General features: G+C 53.0%; 20 protein-coding genes. 3 read left to right on the top strand and 17 right to left on the bottom strand.

Features of this window, described 5'->3' with window-relative positions:
• Positions 1–11 precede the first annotated feature (11 nt).
• Entirely contained in the window at positions 12–986 is a 975-nt protein-coding gene (locus AUP42_RS03440) for a hypothetical protein (protein ID WP_231858142.1), read from the bottom strand.
• A gap of 185 nt (positions 987–1,171) precedes the next feature.
• Between AUP42_RS03440 and trmFO the strand changes: the two genes are divergently transcribed.
• The gene (gene trmFO, locus AUP42_RS03445) at positions 1,172–2,518 is read left to right on the top strand and encodes a methylenetetrahydrofolate--tRNA-(uracil(54)-C(5))-methyltransferase (FADH(2)-oxidizing) TrmFO (RefSeq protein WP_062948926.1); all 1,347 of its coding nucleotides are present in this window, start codon (positions 1,172–1,174) and stop codon (positions 2,516–2,518) included.
• Between the two features lie 39 nt (positions 2,519–2,557).
• Here trmFO and AUP42_RS03450 read toward each other — a convergent pair whose 3' ends face one another.
• From AUP42_RS03450 to AUP42_RS03460, 3 genes are all read right to left on the bottom strand, one after another.
• Complete coding sequence (locus AUP42_RS03450; protein WP_062948928.1) at positions 2,558–3,124, bottom strand: hypothetical protein; 567 nt, start codon at positions 3,122–3,124, stop codon at positions 2,558–2,560.
• Between the two features lie 144 nt (positions 3,125–3,268).
• Positions 3,269–4,114 carry a phytoene/squalene synthase family protein gene (locus AUP42_RS03455; protein ID WP_062948930.1) on the bottom strand — a complete coding sequence of 282 codons (846 nt, stop codon included), beginning with the start codon at positions 4,112–4,114 and terminating at the stop codon, positions 3,269–3,271.
• A gap of 6 nt (positions 4,115–4,120) precedes the next feature.
• Positions 4,121–5,311 carry a mechanosensitive ion channel family protein gene (locus tag AUP42_RS03460; RefSeq protein WP_062948932.1) on the bottom strand — a complete coding sequence of 397 codons (1,191 nt, stop codon included), beginning with the start codon at positions 5,309–5,311 and terminating at the stop codon, positions 4,121–4,123.
• A gap of 110 nt (positions 5,312–5,421) precedes the next feature.
• Between AUP42_RS03460 and AUP42_RS03465 the strand changes: the two genes are divergently transcribed.
• Positions 5,422–6,780 (top strand): NAD(P)-binding protein, encoded by a 1,359-nt coding sequence (locus AUP42_RS03465; protein ID WP_062948934.1) that lies wholly within the window; start codon positions 5,422–5,424, stop codon positions 6,778–6,780.
• A 15-nt stretch (positions 6,781–6,795) separates the two neighbouring features.
• Here the strand turns inward: AUP42_RS03465 and AUP42_RS03470 are convergent, their stop codons facing one another.
• The 5 genes from AUP42_RS03470 to yajC all read right to left on the bottom strand — a co-directional run bounded on the left by AUP42_RS03470 (position 6,796) and on the right by yajC (position 11,310).
• Complete coding sequence (locus AUP42_RS03470; RefSeq protein ID WP_082824657.1) at positions 6,796–7,176, bottom strand: Mth938-like domain-containing protein; 381 nt, start codon at positions 7,174–7,176, stop codon at positions 6,796–6,798.
• A 38-nt stretch (positions 7,177–7,214) separates the two neighbouring features.
• Positions 7,215–8,135, bottom strand: coding sequence for a DMT family transporter (locus tag AUP42_RS03475; RefSeq protein ID WP_331710650.1), 921 nt, complete (start codon positions 8,133–8,135; stop codon positions 7,215–7,217).
• A 135-nt stretch (positions 8,136–8,270) separates the two neighbouring features.
• Positions 8,271–9,200, bottom strand: a complete 930-nt coding sequence (gene secF / locus AUP42_RS03480) for a protein translocase subunit SecF (protein WP_062948936.1) — start codon at positions 9,198–9,200, stop codon at positions 8,271–8,273.
• A gap of 19 nt (positions 9,201–9,219) precedes the next feature.
• Positions 9,220–10,794, bottom strand: coding sequence for a protein translocase subunit SecD (secD, locus tag AUP42_RS03485; RefSeq protein WP_062948938.1), 1,575 nt, complete (start codon positions 10,792–10,794; stop codon positions 9,220–9,222).
• A gap of 135 nt (positions 10,795–10,929) precedes the next feature.
• Complete coding sequence (gene yajC, locus AUP42_RS03490; RefSeq protein ID WP_062948940.1) at positions 10,930–11,310, bottom strand: preprotein translocase subunit YajC; 381 nt, start codon at positions 11,308–11,310, stop codon at positions 10,930–10,932.
• A gap of 236 nt (positions 11,311–11,546) precedes the next feature.
• Between yajC and AUP42_RS03495 the strand changes: the two genes are divergently transcribed.
• On the top strand, positions 11,547–12,410 hold the full coding sequence (locus tag AUP42_RS03495) for an ATP-binding protein (RefSeq protein WP_062948942.1): 864 nt from the start codon (positions 11,547–11,549) through the stop codon (positions 12,408–12,410).
• Between the two features lie 68 nt (positions 12,411–12,478).
• On the opposite strand, the gene AUP42_RS03500 is transcribed toward AUP42_RS03495, so the two are convergent.
• The 8 genes from AUP42_RS03500 to AUP42_RS03535 form a co-directional block, all read right to left on the bottom strand.
• Positions 12,479–13,477, bottom strand: a complete 999-nt coding sequence (locus tag AUP42_RS03500; RefSeq protein ID WP_231858144.1) for a peptidoglycan DD-metalloendopeptidase family protein — start codon at positions 13,475–13,477, stop codon at positions 12,479–12,481.
• A gap of 144 nt (positions 13,478–13,621) precedes the next feature.
• On the bottom strand, positions 13,622–14,275 hold the full coding sequence (locus tag AUP42_RS03505) for a protein-L-isoaspartate(D-aspartate) O-methyltransferase (RefSeq protein ID WP_062948946.1): 654 nt from the start codon (positions 14,273–14,275) through the stop codon (positions 13,622–13,624).
• Positions 14,272–15,039 carry a 5'/3'-nucleotidase SurE gene (surE, locus tag AUP42_RS03510; protein ID WP_062948948.1) on the bottom strand — a complete coding sequence of 256 codons (768 nt, stop codon included), beginning with the start codon at positions 15,037–15,039 and terminating at the stop codon, positions 14,272–14,274. Before surE ends, AUP42_RS03505 begins: the two co-directional genes overlap by 4 nt.
• Positions 15,040–15,048: 9 nt before the next feature.
• Entirely contained in the window at positions 15,049–16,326 is a 1,278-nt protein-coding gene (gene serS, locus AUP42_RS03515; protein ID WP_062948950.1) for a serine--tRNA ligase, read from the bottom strand.
• 112 nt (positions 16,327–16,438) lie between these two features.
• Positions 16,439–17,431, bottom strand: a complete 993-nt coding sequence (tatC, locus tag AUP42_RS03520) for a twin-arginine translocase subunit TatC (protein ID WP_331710654.1) — start codon at positions 17,429–17,431, stop codon at positions 16,439–16,441.
• A 2-nt stretch (positions 17,432–17,433) separates the two neighbouring features.
• Positions 17,434–17,835, bottom strand: coding sequence for a Sec-independent protein translocase protein TatB (tatB, locus tag AUP42_RS03525; protein ID WP_062948954.1), 402 nt, complete (start codon positions 17,833–17,835; stop codon positions 17,434–17,436).
• A 35-nt stretch (positions 17,836–17,870) separates the two neighbouring features.
• Positions 17,871–18,101, bottom strand: a complete 231-nt coding sequence (gene tatA / locus AUP42_RS03530; RefSeq protein WP_007089633.1) for a twin-arginine translocase TatA/TatE family subunit — start codon at positions 18,099–18,101, stop codon at positions 17,871–17,873.
• A gap of 167 nt (positions 18,102–18,268) precedes the next feature.
• The gene (locus AUP42_RS03535; RefSeq protein ID WP_062948956.1) at positions 18,269–19,312 is read right to left on the bottom strand and encodes an ABC transporter ATP-binding protein; all 1,044 of its coding nucleotides are present in this window, start codon (positions 19,310–19,312) and stop codon (positions 18,269–18,271) included.
• Between the last annotated feature and the right edge of the window lie 38 nt (positions 19,313–19,350).

The following is a 19,350-nucleotide window of genomic DNA, read 5'->3' on the forward strand; positions in this document are numbered from 1 at the left end:
AAGCGGGCTCCCTAGCCCGCTTCGACCCGATCCTCGACCCGTTTGACCAGTGCGGAACTCAGCCGTTCGCTAAAGCCTGACAGGAAGGCCAGCACCAGCACGATGGAAATCTGCTGTCCGGCACCGGGGATCGTTCCGATCTGGTCCATGTCAGAAATATTGTGCAACTGATCCAGCGGTATCGGCAGAATACCGGCACGCAGTGCCAGTAATACGATCAGCGCAAAGCAAAAACCAAGGCAAGGTCGAAACAGGAAATTGAAGAAAACCGACGCCGGTTCCATCTCCGCCCAGTCGACATCCTTACCCAACCGCATCATCATGCTGACCAGCGCCCCTATCGCGCCGAAACTGCCGACAAAAAACAAAAGGTCATAGCTGAACCCGAACAGCTTACCATTCCCGGTACTAACAACCTGGTCTGCCTGCAAAAACAGCATCACCGAAACGACAAGCAATATCGGTGACAGAGCAAGTGCGATTGCGGCCACGCGCATTGATCGGAAAAATGCTCGCTGTGTGCTGTCCAGATGATCGCGCCCGCCTGAAAGGTCGGAAAGGTAGCCATGGACAAACCCGTCGCGCCCCTGATTGAGCGCCAGCAACATGACAATGGCATCTGATGTTTTGCGCACCTGCGCATCGTCATCAAGCCCCTCATCCCTGCGCCACCAGCGTAGAAAAGACCGCATGACAAGCGAGGCCCGCCATCCCTGCCTTGTGGCGACAACGTAATCAATCATGTTCTCGACATCAGCGCAGCCAAACTTGTTGGCGCCGATATCGCCAAAAGGAAAGGCGATCCGTCCGATTGCCGCCGCGGGGCTGTTTCGGTTCGCACCATCTTTGTTTGGCGCACTATTCCCGCCATCGGCATCAGGAATGCAGTCAATCGTCATCGTCTGTCGGGATCGCCGGATCGGAACAAGTCCCATCACGGGGCAATGGGCCGGATCGTAACCATAGGGTCGATGCGGATAGCTCATGATGCCGTCCTTGTGATGGATGTGTATGGGATCAAGGACGCAGAAGCGGACAATTTGTGAATAATTTGTCGCCGCATGGGTGATATGAGACAGCGAAATGGTGCAATTCACTTGAAATCAAACCATCAGCACCGCTATGTGTGTGCCAGAAAGTTTAACCCCGTTTTGCTGAGGAGTTCGCAACCGTGAGCACGGTCAAACCCGTCCATATCATCGGCGCCGGTCTCGCCGGTAGCGAAGCCGCCTGGCAGTTGGCCGAGGCCGGCATTCCGGTCATCTTGCATGAAATGCGGCCGACCCGCCCAACCGACGCCCATCACACCGACAAATGTGCCGAACTGGTTTGTTCCAACTCGTTTCGGTCTGACGACAGGGAATATAACGCGGTCGGCCTGATCCATGATGAAATGCGCCGTGCCGGATCGCTGATCATTCGCTGTGCCGATGCGCACAAGGTCCCCGCTGGTGCAGCCCTTGCGGTTGACCGCGAAGGTTTCTCTCAGGCAGTTACTGATGCACTGATGAACCATCCGCTGGTCACCATGGAACGCGGCGAAGTTGATGGCCTGCCGCCGGTCGAATGGGAAAGCACGATCATTGCAACCGGCCCGCTGACCTCAAGCGCACTGGCCGAAGACATTCGCAAGGTAACCGGCGAGGAAAGCCTTGCCTTCTTCGATGCGATTGCCCCGATCGTCTATAAGGAAAGCATCGATTTTTCCAAGGCATGGTTCCAGTCACGTTATGACAAGGGCGATGGCAAGGACTATATCAATTGCCCGATGAATGAAGAGCAATACAACGCCTTCATCGATGCCCTGATCGATGGCGATAAAACCGAATTCAAGGAATGGGAGAAAGACACCCCCTATTTTGATGGTTGTCTACCAATTGAAGTTATGGCAGAGCGCGGACGTGAAACACTTCGCCATGGCCCGATGAAGCCGGTCGGCCTGACAAACCCGCATGATCCTACCCGCAAACCACGCGCTATCGTACAACTGCGCCAGGACAATGCGTTGGGCACTCTCTACAACATGGTCGGTTTCCAGACGAAACTGAAATATGGCGCACAGGCCGATGTGTTCCGCATGATCCCGGGGCTTGAAAATGCGGAATTCGCCCGTCTTGGCGGCATTCATCGCAACACCTTCCTGAACTCGCCTCGCCTGTTGGACGGTACGCTCCGCCTGAAGGCGCGTAACGACATCCGTTTTGCCGGGCAAATTACCGGTTGCGAGGGTTATGTGGAAAGTGCCGCTGTCGGTTTGATGGTTGGCCGTTTTGCTGCGGCAGAAAAGCAAGGAAAATCCATTCCAACCCCACCCTTGGCAACCGCGATGGGTGCGCTTTTGAACCATATCACCAAGGGTGCAGATGAAAGTACCTTCCAGCCGATGAATGTCAATTTCGGGCTTTTCCCGGAACTTGAACTGACCAAACGGGTCAAGGGCCGTGATCGCAAGAAACTTTATAGCGACCGCGCCATTCCGCTGTTTGACGAATGGCTTGCCGATATCAACGCTGCATAAAAAAACAAGGCCGCATCATCCGATGCGGCCTTTATCGATTTAGTACTTGCTCTGGCGTTTGAGCTTGCCGGTAACATCGCGGATCGGTTCCCCATCTCGGAACCGTTTGAACACCAAATCCATGTCGCCATTTTCATCAAGACTGCGTTCATAGACCTGCATTTCGTAACCACCGTCATCGGTAATGTAAAGGGCATGCACGGTCAGGGTTTTGTCAACGATACGCGCCCAGACAAACGGTTCACCCTGCAAAGGATCATTGGGTACACGTTTGCCAAACAGGCCTGATCGCATTGCGCTGCCGTAAATGTCCGGGCGATCGGTGGCATAAAACTCGATGCTAAGCGATACGTTTTTTTCACGACCATCTGCCTTGTGGATCACAGTTGACCAATCGATGGTAAATCCGCGGCCGGTTTCCGTGATCTTAACATCGAGATCGCGCGCTTTAAGCTCTTCCTCGGCATTATAGATCGACGTTCCGTGATAATCGCCGACAAACGGCCCAATATTTCCGGCATGGCACGGGGCTGGAACGACAAGCCACACGATCAAAAGCACACCAAACAGCCCCAAAGCTTTCATCGGTGCATGCAAATTCATCATGTTCGACCTCGTTATGTTCATGTCCGTAGCCCCGTTTGAAGCCAATAGGCAGCAGGGTCAAGCAACGCTACCACAGACCTTACGAAAATATTGTATCCATTACATCTATTTAGATGAGATTTTGCCAATATCTAGGGCACGAAATCAGTATCGATGCAGCATGGCCTTCACGGTCAGCCGGAAACTTGCCGGACGGGCAAGACCAAACTCGGCACTGAAGGGATCAAAACCGGCCTTTGCGAGCTTGCGCAAATAACCATCCGCCAGAACTACCGGCAATGCCGCGGCCAACGCATTTGACGGCAGTTTTTTTCGAAACTTCCGGGCTTCGACAATCCGGTCTTGCGCCAGATCGGCGATTTCACGTGTCAGCGACTTGACCGCGTCGGTTTTTCGAAATTCGAAAATATCGCCCTGCCCGACACCATGCTTTTCCATCCGATCCTGCGGCAGATAAAGCCGTTTTGCCCGACCATGGAAAACCATAGCGCGTAAAATCCCGACCAGGCCATAGGCATTCCCGGCAAGCCGCGCGGCATGCCTTGCATCGTTATCAGCTACACCAAGCAGTTCGGCGGCCATAACGGCAAGATGCCCAGAGGTCTGGTCAATATAGTGATCCAGTTCCGCCTGATTTGCCGGTGCCTTGTCGGCAAGGTCAAATTCGCGTGCCGCAATCAGTATCTCCAGATCGCGTGATTCAATCTGTCCGGACTGGATCAGAACCGAAAGCGGCTCGACAACCTCGTGTTTACGAATTTTGCCCTGCTCGATCTCCGCCAGTGTATCACGCCACCATTGTAGCCGAATGTGTCCCAACATGGTTTCGCTAACCATTTCACGGGTTTTGGACACTTCCTGATTAAAAGCGTAAAGCGTAGAAAGACCTTCACGTTTTTCCGGAGCAGCAAATAGCGAGCATAAAAAACGGTCTTTGTCATTCCGACGAACATAATCTGCGCAATAGGAAAGCTTTGGCGTATCAGTCATCGCGCATCATCCGATTTGTCGCGTTGTTTTGGCACGGTCATTATTGGTTTTGTTTGCCATGTCTTCAGGCATTTTTTCCGGCAGGGTTTCGACATAAAGTGACTGCGACGGGAAGGCAAACGCGGCGTCGTTATCTTCGACAATACGCTTGAATGCAATGATATGGCGATTGCGAATATCACGCCATTTCACCCAGTCAGTGGTGGTTGTAAAGTAATACAGATCGATATTGATCGAACTTGCCCCGAAATCCGATAAATGCACCATCTGCGCAACATCGGTTTGTGCGACGTCATCATCATTTTTCAGAAACGAACGGATATCCTCGACAATCTTTTCAATCTGATCGGCAGTGGTACGGTATTCGACACCGATCAGCATTTTGATCCGGCGATGGGTCATTCGTGACCAATTGATCACCGGGGAATCGACAATCTGCGCATTCGGCATGGTCACCAATGCCTTGGCAAACGTACGCACCTTGGTCGCGCGAAGGCCGACAACCTCGACGGTCCCTTCGAAATGAGGCGTTTCGATCCAGTCTCCGCGTTTGTAAAGATTATCGGCAAGAATGGTTAGCCCGCCGAAAATATTGGCGACCGAATCCTTGGCAGCCAGCGCCACAGCCATCCCGGCAAGACCAAGGCCGCCCAGAAACGCCGAAACATCAATGCCCCAGTTTTCCAGCAGGACAACAACACCGATCACAACGATCAACGTTTTAACCGCCCGGATAAAGAACTGGCGCAAATCATCGCCAAGACCGCCACCAAACCGACCTGCCAGATTGTTGAACGACATGGCAAGCGGCTCAATCGATCTGAACAACGCCCAGAAAACCGAGAAGGTTGCAAATATGCCGATTAATTCGAACAGAACGGCATCGACATTTTTCGGCATATCAAGAATTTCGACGGCAAAATACACGCCACCAAGAATAACCAGAAGCTGAACCGGGGCCTCGAAAGCATCCAGAACATGGGCAGCGGTGCTGTGTTTGCGCTGATGAGCCAGCTTCCGCAGCCCGCCAATTACACCGTGAGCCAGAACCCGCTTTAGAACGAATACGAACAGCAGGACAACACCAGCAACAACATATCTGCCGATTTCACCGCCCCCCAGCATATCGACCCAATTGGTCATATGGTCAATGACTTCGCTATTCAGGCTGTCAATCTCGGTTGTAATTTCATCCATGACTTCACGTGTAATCTGCTGTTAAGGTTTCCGTCCAAACAAAGACTTAACGGTTCCGCTACGGATTGTTTCTTGCGGCCCCTGTATAGCAACTAAAACAGGACAGGCATATGGCATCCTTTGCTGCACCAAGACTTCATGTCATTGGAGCCGGACTGGCCGGGTCCGCACTTGCAACTCAGATGGCGCAGGATGGTGTATCCGTAACGCTGTACGATTCCGGTGAACCATTCGCCAGTCGTTGGACACGCGGGATGAAAACCGCCCCCGAAGACCACAAGGTTGCCGAACCGGAAATTTTCTATGATCCAGAGGATCTGGTTAGGCATTTTTTCGCCCAATGGCCGGAAATACCGCGAAAACTGATAAGGCCGGCTCATGCGGTTATCGGTCTTAAACATCCTGGACGCAGCCCGGCCATCATTGACCTTGATCATGGTATTGCCGCGGCTTTGATAGCACGCAGACCAACAATCTTTGCCCGGTTGTTCACGGCCTGGAATTTATGGTTGTCACGCTATGCCAGCGAAGACAAGCGTGTCCGTCAACACGTCAGAATTGCCGCTGATACCATCGAGAACCAGCAGGCACCGACAGCGACCTATCATCAGGATGCACTTGCGACGCTGGCCGAAGTCCTGTTTTCGATGCCGGCACATAATTGCTCGGCCTCGTTGCTGGGGCGTGTTTTGCTGCCAACTTGGCGGGAAATGCAACGCCATAATGCGAGTCATGCCTTCGCGGCTATTGATCCGATCATTCTGAATGATATTGCACTGCCTGCCCTGCGTGATCACTTTATCGCTGCCGGTGGCGACATCATCAGCGGCATGGAACTTGGTGATATCGACAGTACGGCGGATTTCGCAACCGACCTGTTTTTCGGCGATGAGCAGATTGAAGTTCGTCCACAGGATGCTGTGGTACTTGCCCTTCATCCACGACCGCTTTGTGATGCAGTGCCGGATATCGGCATGCCACCTGCCCCGGCTCATCGGCGAACATTTGTCTTTCAGGCTAGTAAAAGCTTTGCCGAGCCATGTTGCGTTCTAGCTGACGATGATCTGGTGCGCGCGATCTATTGCAATCGGCGTCACATACAGGTCAGCATGAACAGCAGTCTGATCCTGCCAAGTGACGGAACAGCGGATCAGTTGGCAGCAACCATCTGGCAACGCGTCACGGAATTATGTGACCAGCACTTAAATCTTGATCTGTCCCAGCGCACAAAAATCGAAAGCAACGGCGAGTGCCCGGCATTCAGTTATGTCGATTGTGAAGCACCGTTTCCGGAACTCAGCCCCGGCGTCGCAGCCCTTCGCCACCGGTTGACTCCCCCTTGGCGAAACCTGTTCTTATGTGGTGATGCCTTTCCGCCTGACTATCCGCCCGGACCGGCTGCTGTTATTGCGAGTGTAAGGACGGTACGCGCACAGTTGCACGAATATATGAAACTGCGCGACTTGTAGCAGGATTGGTGAGGATTAAACTGCAATCAGCGCCGCAGCAACTCGGCGGGCTTCCGATACCAGCACGTTATAGGTTCGGCACGCTGCCCCCGTATCCATAGGCTCAATTACGATACCATACTTGCGCAATACAATACGCCATTCAGTCGGCAGCGGTTTCATGCCACTTCCCATACCCAACAGCAAAATATCGATCTCGTCTGATGCATCAATGACACGCTTGAAGGCATCGACATCAATCTGATCAATACTTGCATAAGGCCAGGAATAGACATTCTTGGGAAACAGCAAAACCGACCCGGTGACAGTTTCCTCACCAAACCGAAACAGGCCATCACCATAGCTGGTAACGATTTTTCGGCCCTCGGCGACCAGCGGACTTACTTCCAAAGACATATTATTCCCTTTTGACGTAACCTAGAATTTTCTTCGGGTTAGCTGTGTTCCAGCGCAGTCGCATCTGCCTTTACTTTTTTACCGCGCCATAAAATAAACAACCCGGAAAGAACAACGATGCTACACCCGATCAACATCGGTATGTCGAGTTCCTCGCCGAACAGGAATACTCCCAAGGCAAGACCGAACAAAAGCCTTGTATATCTGAACGGCGTAACCGATGAAACATCGCCGCTGCGCATTGCCTTCATCAGGGCGGCATAGGCAAAAATTCCCATCATGACCGCCCCCGCGAAATAGAAAAGACTTTGACCATCCGGTGTCGTGAAAGCTTTTCCATCCCAAACAGAAAATACGATACCAGCTATGATGACGGCGATAAAACCGTAGAGTCCAAGAATGGCTGTTCCAATTGATATCGGCGCTGCACGACTGGCAAGATCACGCCCAGCAAATCCGATTGTCCCGATTACAGCAAACATCGACAACGCAGAAAAACCATCCCCGCTTGGACGAAGAATAATAAGGACACCGATCAAGCCGATAAAGATCGCCAGCCATCTTCGCCACCCAACCTTTTCCCCGAATATGACCGCCGCACCAAGAACTACGAGAAGCGGTGTCGCCTGCAAAATGGCCGTGGTCGAAGAAAGAGGCGTAAGTGCAAGGGCAAGCACATAAAACAGACGCCCGACAACCTCAAACACGATACGTATGCACATCGGGCGCGAAAGAACGGCAGGGTCCAGCAAACGCTTGTTCTGCACCTTGGCGATAATTGCAAACAGAACGGCACCGCCAATACCAAACAGGATCAATACCTGACCGACAGGATGCGATCCAGAAACAGCCTTTACAAATGCATCTTCGACGGCGAAAGCCGCCATTGCCGTCATCATCCAAAGGCTACCAAGCACATTTGCACGATTACCATTAGTCGCGTCGACGTTTTGCGCCACGGGCAGGAACCAGTTTTCAAAAGGGTTATTCAGCCTGCAAAGGTCTCGCTTGCCTTATTGGGCCAAAAGAAAAGGCCGAGTTGTTTTTGCACAAACCCGGCCTTTTTGTAAATGTCTCTCAGCAGATCGGAGCGATCAGGCACCCGCTTCCTGGGTTTCTTCGCCTTCCGGGATCTTGCGGCGCAGACGCAGCACCATCAGCAATGGCGATGCTACGCAGATCGACGAATAAGTCCCGATCACAATACCGAAAATCAACGCCATCGTGAAACCGCGAATCGCTTCACCACCGAACACAAACAACGCGATCAGCGCCAGCAAAGTGGTAAACGAGGTCATAGTGGTACGCGACAGGGTCGAATTGATCGAAAGATCCAGCAGATCGGGAATGTCCATCTTGCGAAACTTGCGGAGATATTCACGAATACGGTCAAACACAACGACCGTATCGTTGATCGAATAACCCGCAACAGTCAGAACCGCCGCCAAGGTTGCCAGATCAAACTGAACCCCGGTGATGACAAAGAACCCGATCGTGATCAGAACGTCATGCAGAAGCGCCACAACCGACGCTACGGCAAACTGCCATTCGAATCGGAACCAGATATAGATCATGATCAGCAGCAGCGATATGGCAACCGAATAGACCCCGGCTTCCTTGAGCTCGTCACCGACTTTCGGCCCAACCAGTTCACTGCGACGAATGGTAACATCATCACCAAGCGCCTTGGTTACTATGGCAAGCGCCGCCATCTGGGCCTGCTCATCACCGTCCTGACGCTGCAACTGGATCAGAACATCATCGGGCTCACCGAATTCCTGGATCGAAACATCACCAAGACCAAGCGAACCAAGATTGTCACGTAGCGCGCCAATATCGGCCGGACCGTCGGTTTTGATCTCAACCAGAATCCCACCCCGGAAATCGATCCCGAAATTCAGCCCTTTGGTCAAAAACAAACCAACGGATACCAGCACCATGGCCAGCGAAACGATATAGAAAATTTTCCGGAACTTGAGGAACGGGACGTTCACGTCGTCCGGAACAAGATGCAATGGTTTCATATTCTTCCTGCTCCCTTCCTCAAATTACCAGTTCCGTCGGGCGACGGCGTTTGACCCAGACCGCAATCAACAGTCGGGTCACCCAGATTGCCGAGAACATCGACGTGACAATGCCAATCGCAAGTGTCACGGCAAATCCCTTGATAGGACCGGAACCAAAGCTGAACAGCACAAGCGCTGCAATCAGCGTGGTCAGGTTGGCATCAAGAATGGTCGACATCGCACTTCGATAACCGGCATCAATCGCATTGATAATGGTGCGGCCATTGTTACGTTCCTCGCGGATACGTTCAAAAATCAGCACGTTCGCGTCAACCGCCATACCAACCGTCAGAACAATACCGGCAATACCCGGCAAGGTCAGGGTCGCTTGCAAGACCGACATCACCGCCAGCACAAGGATCAGGTTGATCAAGAGCGCGATATCGGCATAGACCCCGAACCGGCCATAACTGATCACCATAAAGGCAACGACGAAGACCAGACCAAGGATCGCTGCAATTTCACCGGCTTCGACCGAATCTTGGCCAAGCCCCGGACCAACGGAGCGTTCTTCAAGGATCTGCATCGGTGCCGGTAATGCACCAGCACGCAGCAGCAGCGAAAGATCGTTGGCTTCCTGGACACTGAACTGGCCGGTAATGATACCGTTGCCACCAAGGATCGGCTCGTTGATCCGCGGTGCCGAAATCACCTCGCCGTCAAGAATAATGGCCAGTCGACGACCGGCATTTTTTGACGTCATATCGCCAAAACGTGCCCCACCGGCGGCATCAAAGCGGAACGAAACAACCGGTCGGCCTTCGTTGAAGGTCGGCTGCGAATCAACGAGGTTGTCCCCCGAGACAACGACACGGCGATCAATAAGATATTCGTTGATACCGGCAGCCCGGTCACCGGCATCGGCCGATGGCAGGATCATCGTTCCCGGCGGCAGGCCCGTGGCACGCGCCTCGGACGCGGTCTTTTCCTCGTTCACAAGGTGGAAGTTCATCTTTGCGGTGCGGCCAAGGATCGCGCGCAAACGCGACGGATCGTCAAGACCAGGAACCTGAACCACAATGCGGTCTTCACCCTGACGCTGGATCGACGGTTCGGTCGTTCCCAGTTCGTCCACACGACGGCGAACAACCTCAAGCGATTGGCTGATTGCGCGATCAACAAGCTCTTTGCGGGCTTGATCGGTATAAGAAACGATAATGTTGTTACCCTCGCCGCTCATTACGGTATCGGGTTCGACATTACGGATCAGTTCGCGGGCTTTTTCAACCTCGTCGGCGTTGACCACGGTGACCTCTGCCCCGTTCAGGCCAGCATCGCGCGGACGGTAACGAATGCGTTCCTCGCGCAGGGTTGACCGGATCGTATCGCCAAGTGCCTCATAGCGCTCGCGAATGACGCTGTTGATATCAACTTCAAGCAGCATGTGCGAGCCACCACGCAAATCCAGACCAAGATTGATCTGTTTACCCGGCAGATAGCTTGCATCCGTCGCGAATGTGCCCTTTGGCAGGAAATTCGGTGCGGCGTATATAACGCCCAAAGCACACACCAGAAGAACCAGTGCTGCTTTCCATTTCGTAAAATAAAGCATGTGTCCTTTAACCAGATTTGTCTGGAAAACCTAGGTCTGGTTCTATCGAACATCGGGTGCTGTTCGCCCCGCAGGCCACCGGCTGGAAACAAGAAGGCGGAGCATTTTGCCCCGCCTTGCAAGTCATCAAAGAGATCAGTCTTTTTTGGTCTCTTCAGCTTCTTTTGCGTCGTCTTCGTCTTTGTCGTCACCTTTGGCTGGCTCGGTTTTCGACAGAACGGTCGAAACCATGCCGCGTGCAACCTTGACCTTAACGCCTTCGGCGATCTCGACCGAAAGCTCGTCATCGCCAATAACCTTGGCAACGGTACCGATCAGACCACCCGCAGTGACAATCTTGTCACCACGACGAACAGCAGCGAGCATCGCTTTATGCTCTTTCTGTTTTTTCTGCTGCGGACGAATAAGCAGGAAATAAAAAACGACAAAAATCAGGATCAGCGGCAGGAAGCTGGTAAGCATATCTGCACCACCTGCGCCACCAGCGGCCTGCGCATAAGCCGGCGAAATCAACATTAGGAACTCCTAATCCCATACAACAAAACAAATCAACTGCCGGAATATAACGGTGTGCTACGTCAACGCAAGGAAGAACAGGATTTTTATCGGTTTAATCCCGTATTCTGTGGTTCTGTTCACGTCAATGAAAGCAAGCTACATCATATGGCACTGTTATTGCCAGTTCGCCTTGTGATAGCGTTTTGCATGCATATGCCACCACCACGACAAAAAGAAACATCCAAGAGGCTTTGATGACCAACGATTTCGATAAACTTTTGCCTGCCCTGGAGCGCATAGCCGATGCGCTGGAACGTATGGCCCCACCTGCGCGCAAATCCAACGATCTGTCGGCTGCCGATGCTTTTGTCTGGCAGGCAGAAAGCGGTTATTTGCAACCGGTCCGAAATGTGAACCGCATTGAAATCGGTCTTTTGCAGGGAATCGAACAGCAAAAGACGATTCTTTATAACAATACCAAACGGTTCGCCGATGGCCTTCCGGCCAACAATGCCCTGCTTTGGGGGGCGCGTGGCACAGGTAAAAGTTCGATCGTCAAAGCAATGCATGCCAGGATCAATGCCGAACGGTCCGGTGCACTGGCGCTGGTCGAAATCCATCGTGAAGACATCCCGACACTGCCCCATCTTTTGCATATTCTGGAGGAAAGCGGGCGCAAGACAGTTCTGTTTTGCGACGATCTTTCATTCGATATGCAGGATGAATCCTACAAGTCTCTGAAAGCAGTTCTTGAAGGTGGAATTGAGGGTCGCCCCAACAATGTTATTTTCTATGCCACCTCGAACCGCCGCCATCTGATGGCACGCGATATGATCGAAAATGAACGCTCAACCGCGATCAATCCCTCTGAAGCCGTCGAGGAAAAAGTATCTCTTTCGGACCGTTTCGGCCTGTGGCTTGGGTTCCACAATATCTCGCAAGACGTCTATTTCGAGATTATCGAAGGTTACGCCAAGGAATTTGGACTGGATATGCCGGTTGAAGACCTGCGTGCACGCGCCAAGGAATGGACGGCTACACGCGGCAGCCGTTCAGGTCGGGTAGCATGGCAGTTCATTCAGGAAATTGCTGGTGAAATGGGCAAAAGGCTTGGCTGAGTATATTGTCTAACCTAAGCGCACCTAGAAAAAGAAACGCCCGGACTGCATGGTTCCAGGCGTTTCTTTTACCGTGATACCATCATCTGTGGCAGATATTTCATCGGGTCGGCGGATTTGCGTCCGCGCCGGATTTCAAAATGCAGTTGCGGCTGATTGACTGCCCCCGTACTGCCGACACTTGAAATCTTTTGACCGCGTTCAACCATATCCCCGCGCGCCACCATCGGGTTTTCTGTGTGCGCATAGGCCGTCACATAATCATCGGCGTGCTTGATAAGGATCAAATTGCCAAATCCGCGCAGTTCGTTGCCGACATAGGTGACAACACCATTATCTGCTGCAAGTATCGGTGTACCACGATCCGCCTTGATATTGATCCCGTCATTGTAAAGTCCGCCCGCGCTGGCACCGTATTTCAGCACGATATCCCCGTGCACCGGCCAGACAAATCCTTTGCGGTTTTCAGGTTCGGCAATAACCACATTCTTGCGAACCGCACTGCCCTGTCCAGCGACCGGCGTTGTTGTTGGCATTTCACGTGTATCGGTTTTCCATGTATTGACCGATGCATAACGCTGTTCGGCGCGTGCGGCAAAGTCCTGTGGCTTAAGTCCTGGTGTCGGAATACTGCCACCATTGTTCGGACTCACGCGGGCCATCTGCACCGTTGTCGAGCGTTCCGGCGCAACGGTTGGTTCCGGCGTCCCTAGTGGCACGCTGACAACTTCGCGCTTGCCGCCAATCGTAACCGTCTTGCTCGGCGCCGAACTTGTCGTGCCTGACGATGAACGGCTGGCAACTGCGGTCTGGGTGTTGCTGTCATAGGATGGATCCCAAGGCGGCAGGACAAGACGCTGCCCAGGATATATCACATAGGGCTGTTCAAGCTTGTTGCGCGCGGTAAACCGACCAAAATCGGTACGGTAACGGCTGGCAAGTGCAGAAACAGTATCGCCCGGCTCGACGGTAATGACCCGTTCGCCGTTATTGAGTTTCGGCATACTGTACGGACTGTATGTCGCACCGTCGCCGTAAACCACCGGCACAGGGACGGAATTCAGCAAACAGCCCCCGAGCACCGCCGTTGTCCCACAGACAAACGCCAGCGTCCGTATTCTTCGAACTGCCTGTTTGACACTATTTTCCATCATGCCAAGGATTGTCTGCGATCAGCCGTTAACAATCCGTAAGCAGATGCAATAATCGGCTCAGAATTCTTCGGTGCCCGGCAACATCGGCACAAACCGTACTGGCATTAGTTCGGTCACATCAATTCCTGTAGGTGTACGCAGAACACGTAGCAACAACTGGGTGTGGGATACCTCACCGACCGGCACGACCATGATCCCGCCAATCGCCAACTGATCGACCAAAACCGGTGGCACATCCTGGGCTGCGGCCGTAACGATAATACGATCAAACGGCGCCTGTGCCTTCCAGCCAAGCCCGCCATCGCCATGCAGCGTCGAAATCGTATGCAGGCCAAGCTCGCGGAATTTGTCTTCGGCCTCACGCAGGAGCGGCTTGTGACGTTCAAGCGTATAAACCCGGCGTGCGAGCTTGGCGAGAATCGCCGCCTGATATCCCGACCCTGTTCCGACCTCAAGCACCTTCATGCGATCGTTAAGCTCAAGCGCCTGCGTCATCAGGGCAACGATATAGGGCTGCGAAATCGTCTGCCCCTTGCTGATAGGAAGGGCGACATTTTCCCATGCACGGCTGACAAACGGCTCGGCCACAAAAATTTCGCGCGGAATACTGGCCAAAGCACGTAAAACGCTTTCGTCATGGATCCCGTCATTGCGCAGGATCGCAAGCAGATTTTCGATTTCGGCTTCTCGGGCAATGACAGGCTCGTTCACGGAAATGCCTTTGTCAGTTTTGCATGCGTCTCGTAATGGGTAAAATCGAGACTGATCGGAGTTACCGAAATATCGCCCCTCTCGATGACCCGCAAGTCCGCATTTTCATCCTTGGGCAATTCCGACTTGATAGCTCCGATCCAATAATAAGGCTCGCCACGCGGATCAAGGCGCTCGGCAATATGATCGCCAATCTTGCGCTGCCCCTGTCTGGAAACCTCGATCCGGGCTCCGCCTTTGCGTTCGGTTTCCGGGAAATTCACATTGATCAGGACCCCCTTGGGCCAGGTCGTGCGAATGAGGGTCTCAGCCACTGACAAAAGGTGCTTTTCCGCGACCGACCAGTCAATCAGGTTGCCCGAGAAATATTGCGAAAACGCAATCGCCGGCACATTTAGCAAGGTTGCTTCCATCGCGGCCGCGACAGTCCCGGAATAGGTCACATCCTCGCCAAGGTTACCGCCCCGGTTGATTCCCGATAAAACAATATCAGGCGGACTGTCGCGCATGATCTGCTGCAGAGCAAGCAGAACGCAATCAGTCGGTGTCCCGTCGACTGAAAAATGCCGCTCGTCACGTTTTCGTATCCGTAACGGATGACGCAGGGTAAGCGAATGTCCTGCCCCGCTTTGCTCGGTTGTTGGTGCAACAACCCAGACATCGTCGGAAAGCGAACAGGCAAGCTTTTCCAGCAGCCTGATCCCCGGCGCATCAACCCCGTCATCATTGCTGATCAGGATGCGGGCATTTTTCAGATCGACCATATCGGTCCCCTATCCGCGCGGAGAAATAACCTCGACACCGCCCATATAAGGCTTCAATGCGTCAGGAACGCGGATCGAGCCATCAGCCTGCTGATAGTTTTCCATCACCGCAATCAGGCAACGGCCAACAGCAAGTCCCGATCCGTTCAGGGTGTGAACAAAGCTGGTTTTCTTGTCACCTGCTGCACGATAACGTGCATTCATGCGGCGTGCCTGGAAATCACCCGTATTCGAGCAGGACGAAATCTCGCGATATTTTCCCTGCCCCGGAAGCCAGACTTCAATATCAAACGTTTTGCGCGCGGCAAAACCGATATCGCCCGAACACAGAACTACTGTCCGGTATGGAAGCCCAAGACGTTCCAGAACCGTTTCCGCACAGCGGGTTTTACGGTCAAGTTCCTCATTCGATTTCTCGGCGGCCACAACCGACACCATTTCAACCTTTGAAAACTGGTGCTGCCGGATCATGCCGCGCGTATCACGCCCCGCCGAACCGGCTTCCGACCGGAAACACTGGGTCAGTGCGGTATAACGCAGCGGCAATGCGGCTTCGTCTATAATCTCGCCCGCCACCTGATTGGTAAGCGTTACTTCGGATGTCGGGATCAGCCACATATCATTGGTGGTTCTAAACGAATCCTCGGCAAATTTCGGCAGCTGACCGGTGCCAAACATTGCATCGTCACGCACCAGCATCGGCGTGATGGTTTCTTCATAGCCATGTTCGTTCACATGAAGGTCCAGCATGAACTGGCCAAGTGCACGTTCAAGTTTGGCAAGACCACTACGCAGAATAACGAAACGCGATCCCGAGAGTTTGGCTGCGGTTTCAAAATCCATCATGCCAAGCTTGTCGCCAATCTCGAAATGCTCAAGCGGCTGAAAGTCAAAACTGCCGGGTGTTCCCCATTTGCGCACTTCAACATTGTCATCTTCGTTTTCGCCCTCAGGTACGTCGGCATCCATAACGTTTGGCAGCGACGACAGCAAAAGATCAAGCTGCTCGTTAAGGCCCGCCTGCCCGTCCTCGGCATCCCTGATCCGGTCTTTGAGCGTGCCCATCTCGGCCATCAGATCGTCGGCATTGCCGCCACTTTGGCGCAGTTTGCCGATTTCACCGGAAATGGATTTGCGGCGCGCCAGCATTTCCTGATGTTCGGTCATCAGACGACGACGGTCTGCATCGATATCGATCAGACGCTGGGCGGTCATTTCGACCTTGCGCGCGGTCATCGCCGCGTCAAAGGCCTCGGGATTGTCACGAATCCATTTAATGTCGTGCATGAAACGGCACCTTATACTTCAACTATTCGGGCAATTATTCGGGCTTTTATACGATGGGGTGGACGCTTGGTCCACCCCGTCAGATCGGTCTTTCGAGAACCGGATAATTCAATCAGCGCGCACTGTTGAAATCATCCTCGTCATCGTCGCCTTTCGCAGAGCCCGACGATCGGGATGACGAAGGCGTACCAGACTTTGACGCAGAACCGGAAAGAGCCTTGAAGTCGCTCTTGTCGTCCGGTTTTCCGTCGCCATAATCTGCGGCCGCAGCAGCCGACCCCTGGGAATCGACGTCGTTTTTGCTGCTTTCAGTATCTTCTTCGTCACCGTCAAGCTCGGCGTCTTCTTCCGCTTCGCGCTTTGTTCGTTTACGTTCCGATATCCGTGCCATCACGATGGAAATTTCGTACAGGATGATAATCGGAATAGCCAAACCAACCTGAGAAATCAGATCCGGTGGCGTCAGGACCGCAGCAAAAACGAACGCGATCACAACCGCATATTTCCGCCGCTTGGCAAGTGATTCTGCGGTCACGATCCCGGCACGCGCCATCAGCGTCAGCAACACCGGCAACTGGAAACACAGGCCAAAAGCGAAAATCAGCTTCATAACAAGCGAAAGGTATTCGCCAACTTTTGCTTCAAGTTGAATGGCAAGCCCCGCTGCGCCACCCACACTTTCAAAGCTGAGGAAGAATTTCCACGCCAGCGGCATGATCAGGTAGTAAACCAGCGCCCCGCCAGCCAAGAACAGTATCGGCGTTGCAAACAGGAACGGCATGAATGCCGAACGTTCATTCTTGTAAAGTCCCGGTGCGACAAACGCCCATAACTGCCCAAGAAATACTGGTGCCGAAACAAAGCAGGCTGCAAAAAACGAGACCTTCACATAAGTGAAGAATACCTCGGTTAACGCGGTATAGATCATGCGCCGGTCCGGCCCCATAACGTCGGCCAAAGGCCGGACAAGGAAGCCGTAAATATCCTCGACGAAGTAATAGCAAATACCGAAAGTGATAAAGAGTGCCAGAACCGCCCAGGTCAGACGATTCCGAAGCTCGATCAGATGCTCCATAATGGGCATCTGCTTGTCATGCGACTGCATGTTCACGCCTGGCTCTCCGGATGATCAGTCTTCTTATCCGCAGCAGCAGGTTTCGCCGATGCAGCGGCATCGGGCTTCGGCGCTGTGGTATTGGTTTCCGTTTTGCTATCGATCTTGCCTGCCGGTTTATCCGCCGGTTTGGGGGCGGCTTTCGGTTCGGCAATCTTGTTTTCAATGAAGTCCGATGTGCTCGAACGCGCATCTGTAACCTGCTTGCGCAGATCATCAAGTTCGGCTTCACGAATCAGATTATCGATGCCGCCCTGAAATTCGCGCGCCATACCGCGTACTTTTTTCCAGTACCCGGCAAGCTTGTACAGCACATGGGGCAAATCCTTGGGGCCGACAACGAACAACGCGACGACGGCCACAAGTGCCATTTCGGTCCAGCCGATATCAAACATGGAACACGCCTATCTGAAGGAAATCCGACAGACGATCAGGATTTCACGGAATCCTTGTCTTTGCTTTCGGCAGAAACCGAAGCAGACGTGTTGTTTTCGATGGTTTTGGCCGAAGCAGCGCTGTCTTCGTCTTTTTCGTTGATGCCTGCTTTGAAGCTCTTGATCCCTTTACCCATATCACCCATGACTTTCGGCAGCTTGCCGGCACCAAAGATGATCAGGACAATCGCCAGAATCAGAACGATTTGCCAAACGCCAATACCCATAACTTCTATCTCCAATGATCCTATCTGCCATAAGGCGAGAATGCCCGGATAATGGCAGAAAGCCCCCCACTGTGCAATGCAACGATTGTGAATATACCGCGCACCGCTACGAATCTGTAAGTTTGTTTCTTAGTCTCATCATGCCGATATTCACGTTTGAAACCAGCCTAATTCATAGGAAACACAAAGGTCATGTCAGGATCAAGCGTAATAGCGACTGGACCCTGATTTACTAACGAAAGTCTACGAGGCACGCGGGCATGAACATGGCCGCCTTCATGCAAAGATAAATGCATCAGGCTTATTTCACCAAGCGAACGGACCGCATCGACACGCGCCAGAACGTCATGCCCATTCATCGCCTCGCCGACATGCAATCCTTCTGGCCGGACAAGCACTTCGACCTTGGTGCCATCAGCAAATGCATCATGGGACACTTTGCCAAGCGGTGTTGCGATGACACCGCTTTGCACTGTTCCGGAAAAACGGTTCACCTCGCCAAAGAAGGACGCAACAAAACGGTTCTGCGGACTGAAATAAAGGTTTTCGGGTGTGCCATCCTGCATCACCTGCCCTTCGTTCATCACGATGATTCGATCCGCCATATACATCGCTTCTTCGGGATCATGGGTCACCATGATCGTCGCGATCCCGGCATTTTTCAAAACATGCAATGTGGTATCGCGCAGTTCTGCACGGCGCGCAACGTCAAGCCCCGAAAACGGTTCATCCAGAAGCATCACACGCGGGGTCGGTGCAAGTGCCCGCGCAAGGGCTATGCGCTGCTGCTGCCCACCGGACAATTCATGCGGATAGGCATTGTAATAATCGGCCATGCCAACCTGCCGAAGCGCGCGCTCGACCGCTTCTTTGCGTTCCGCATCATTTTGGGATCGCAAACCAAACCCGATATTCTTTGCAACGCTTAAATGTGGAAACAGGGCGTAATCCTGAAACACCATCCCAACACCGCGCTTCTCGGGTTCAAGATATTCTCCCGGCCGCGCAACAAGCTGATCATTGATGGAAACACTGCCCTGCTGAAGCTTTTCGAGCCCGGCGGCAATGCGCAATGCGGTTGTCTTGCCGCATCCCGAAGGCCCCAGCAGACAAACAAGTTCGCCCGGTGCCACATCAAAGCTGATATCTTTGAGAACCTGGGTGCTGCCAAAATCATGGCTGACATTGGACATTCTCAAGCCGTCTGGCATCAGATCTCTCTTTATTTTTTTGCCGGGGAAGCCCTGCA

It is taken from the genome of Thalassospira lucentensis (assembly GCF_001613805.1).
Lineage (GTDB): Bacteria > Pseudomonadota > Alphaproteobacteria > Rhodospirillales > Thalassospiraceae > Thalassospira > Thalassospira lucentensis_A.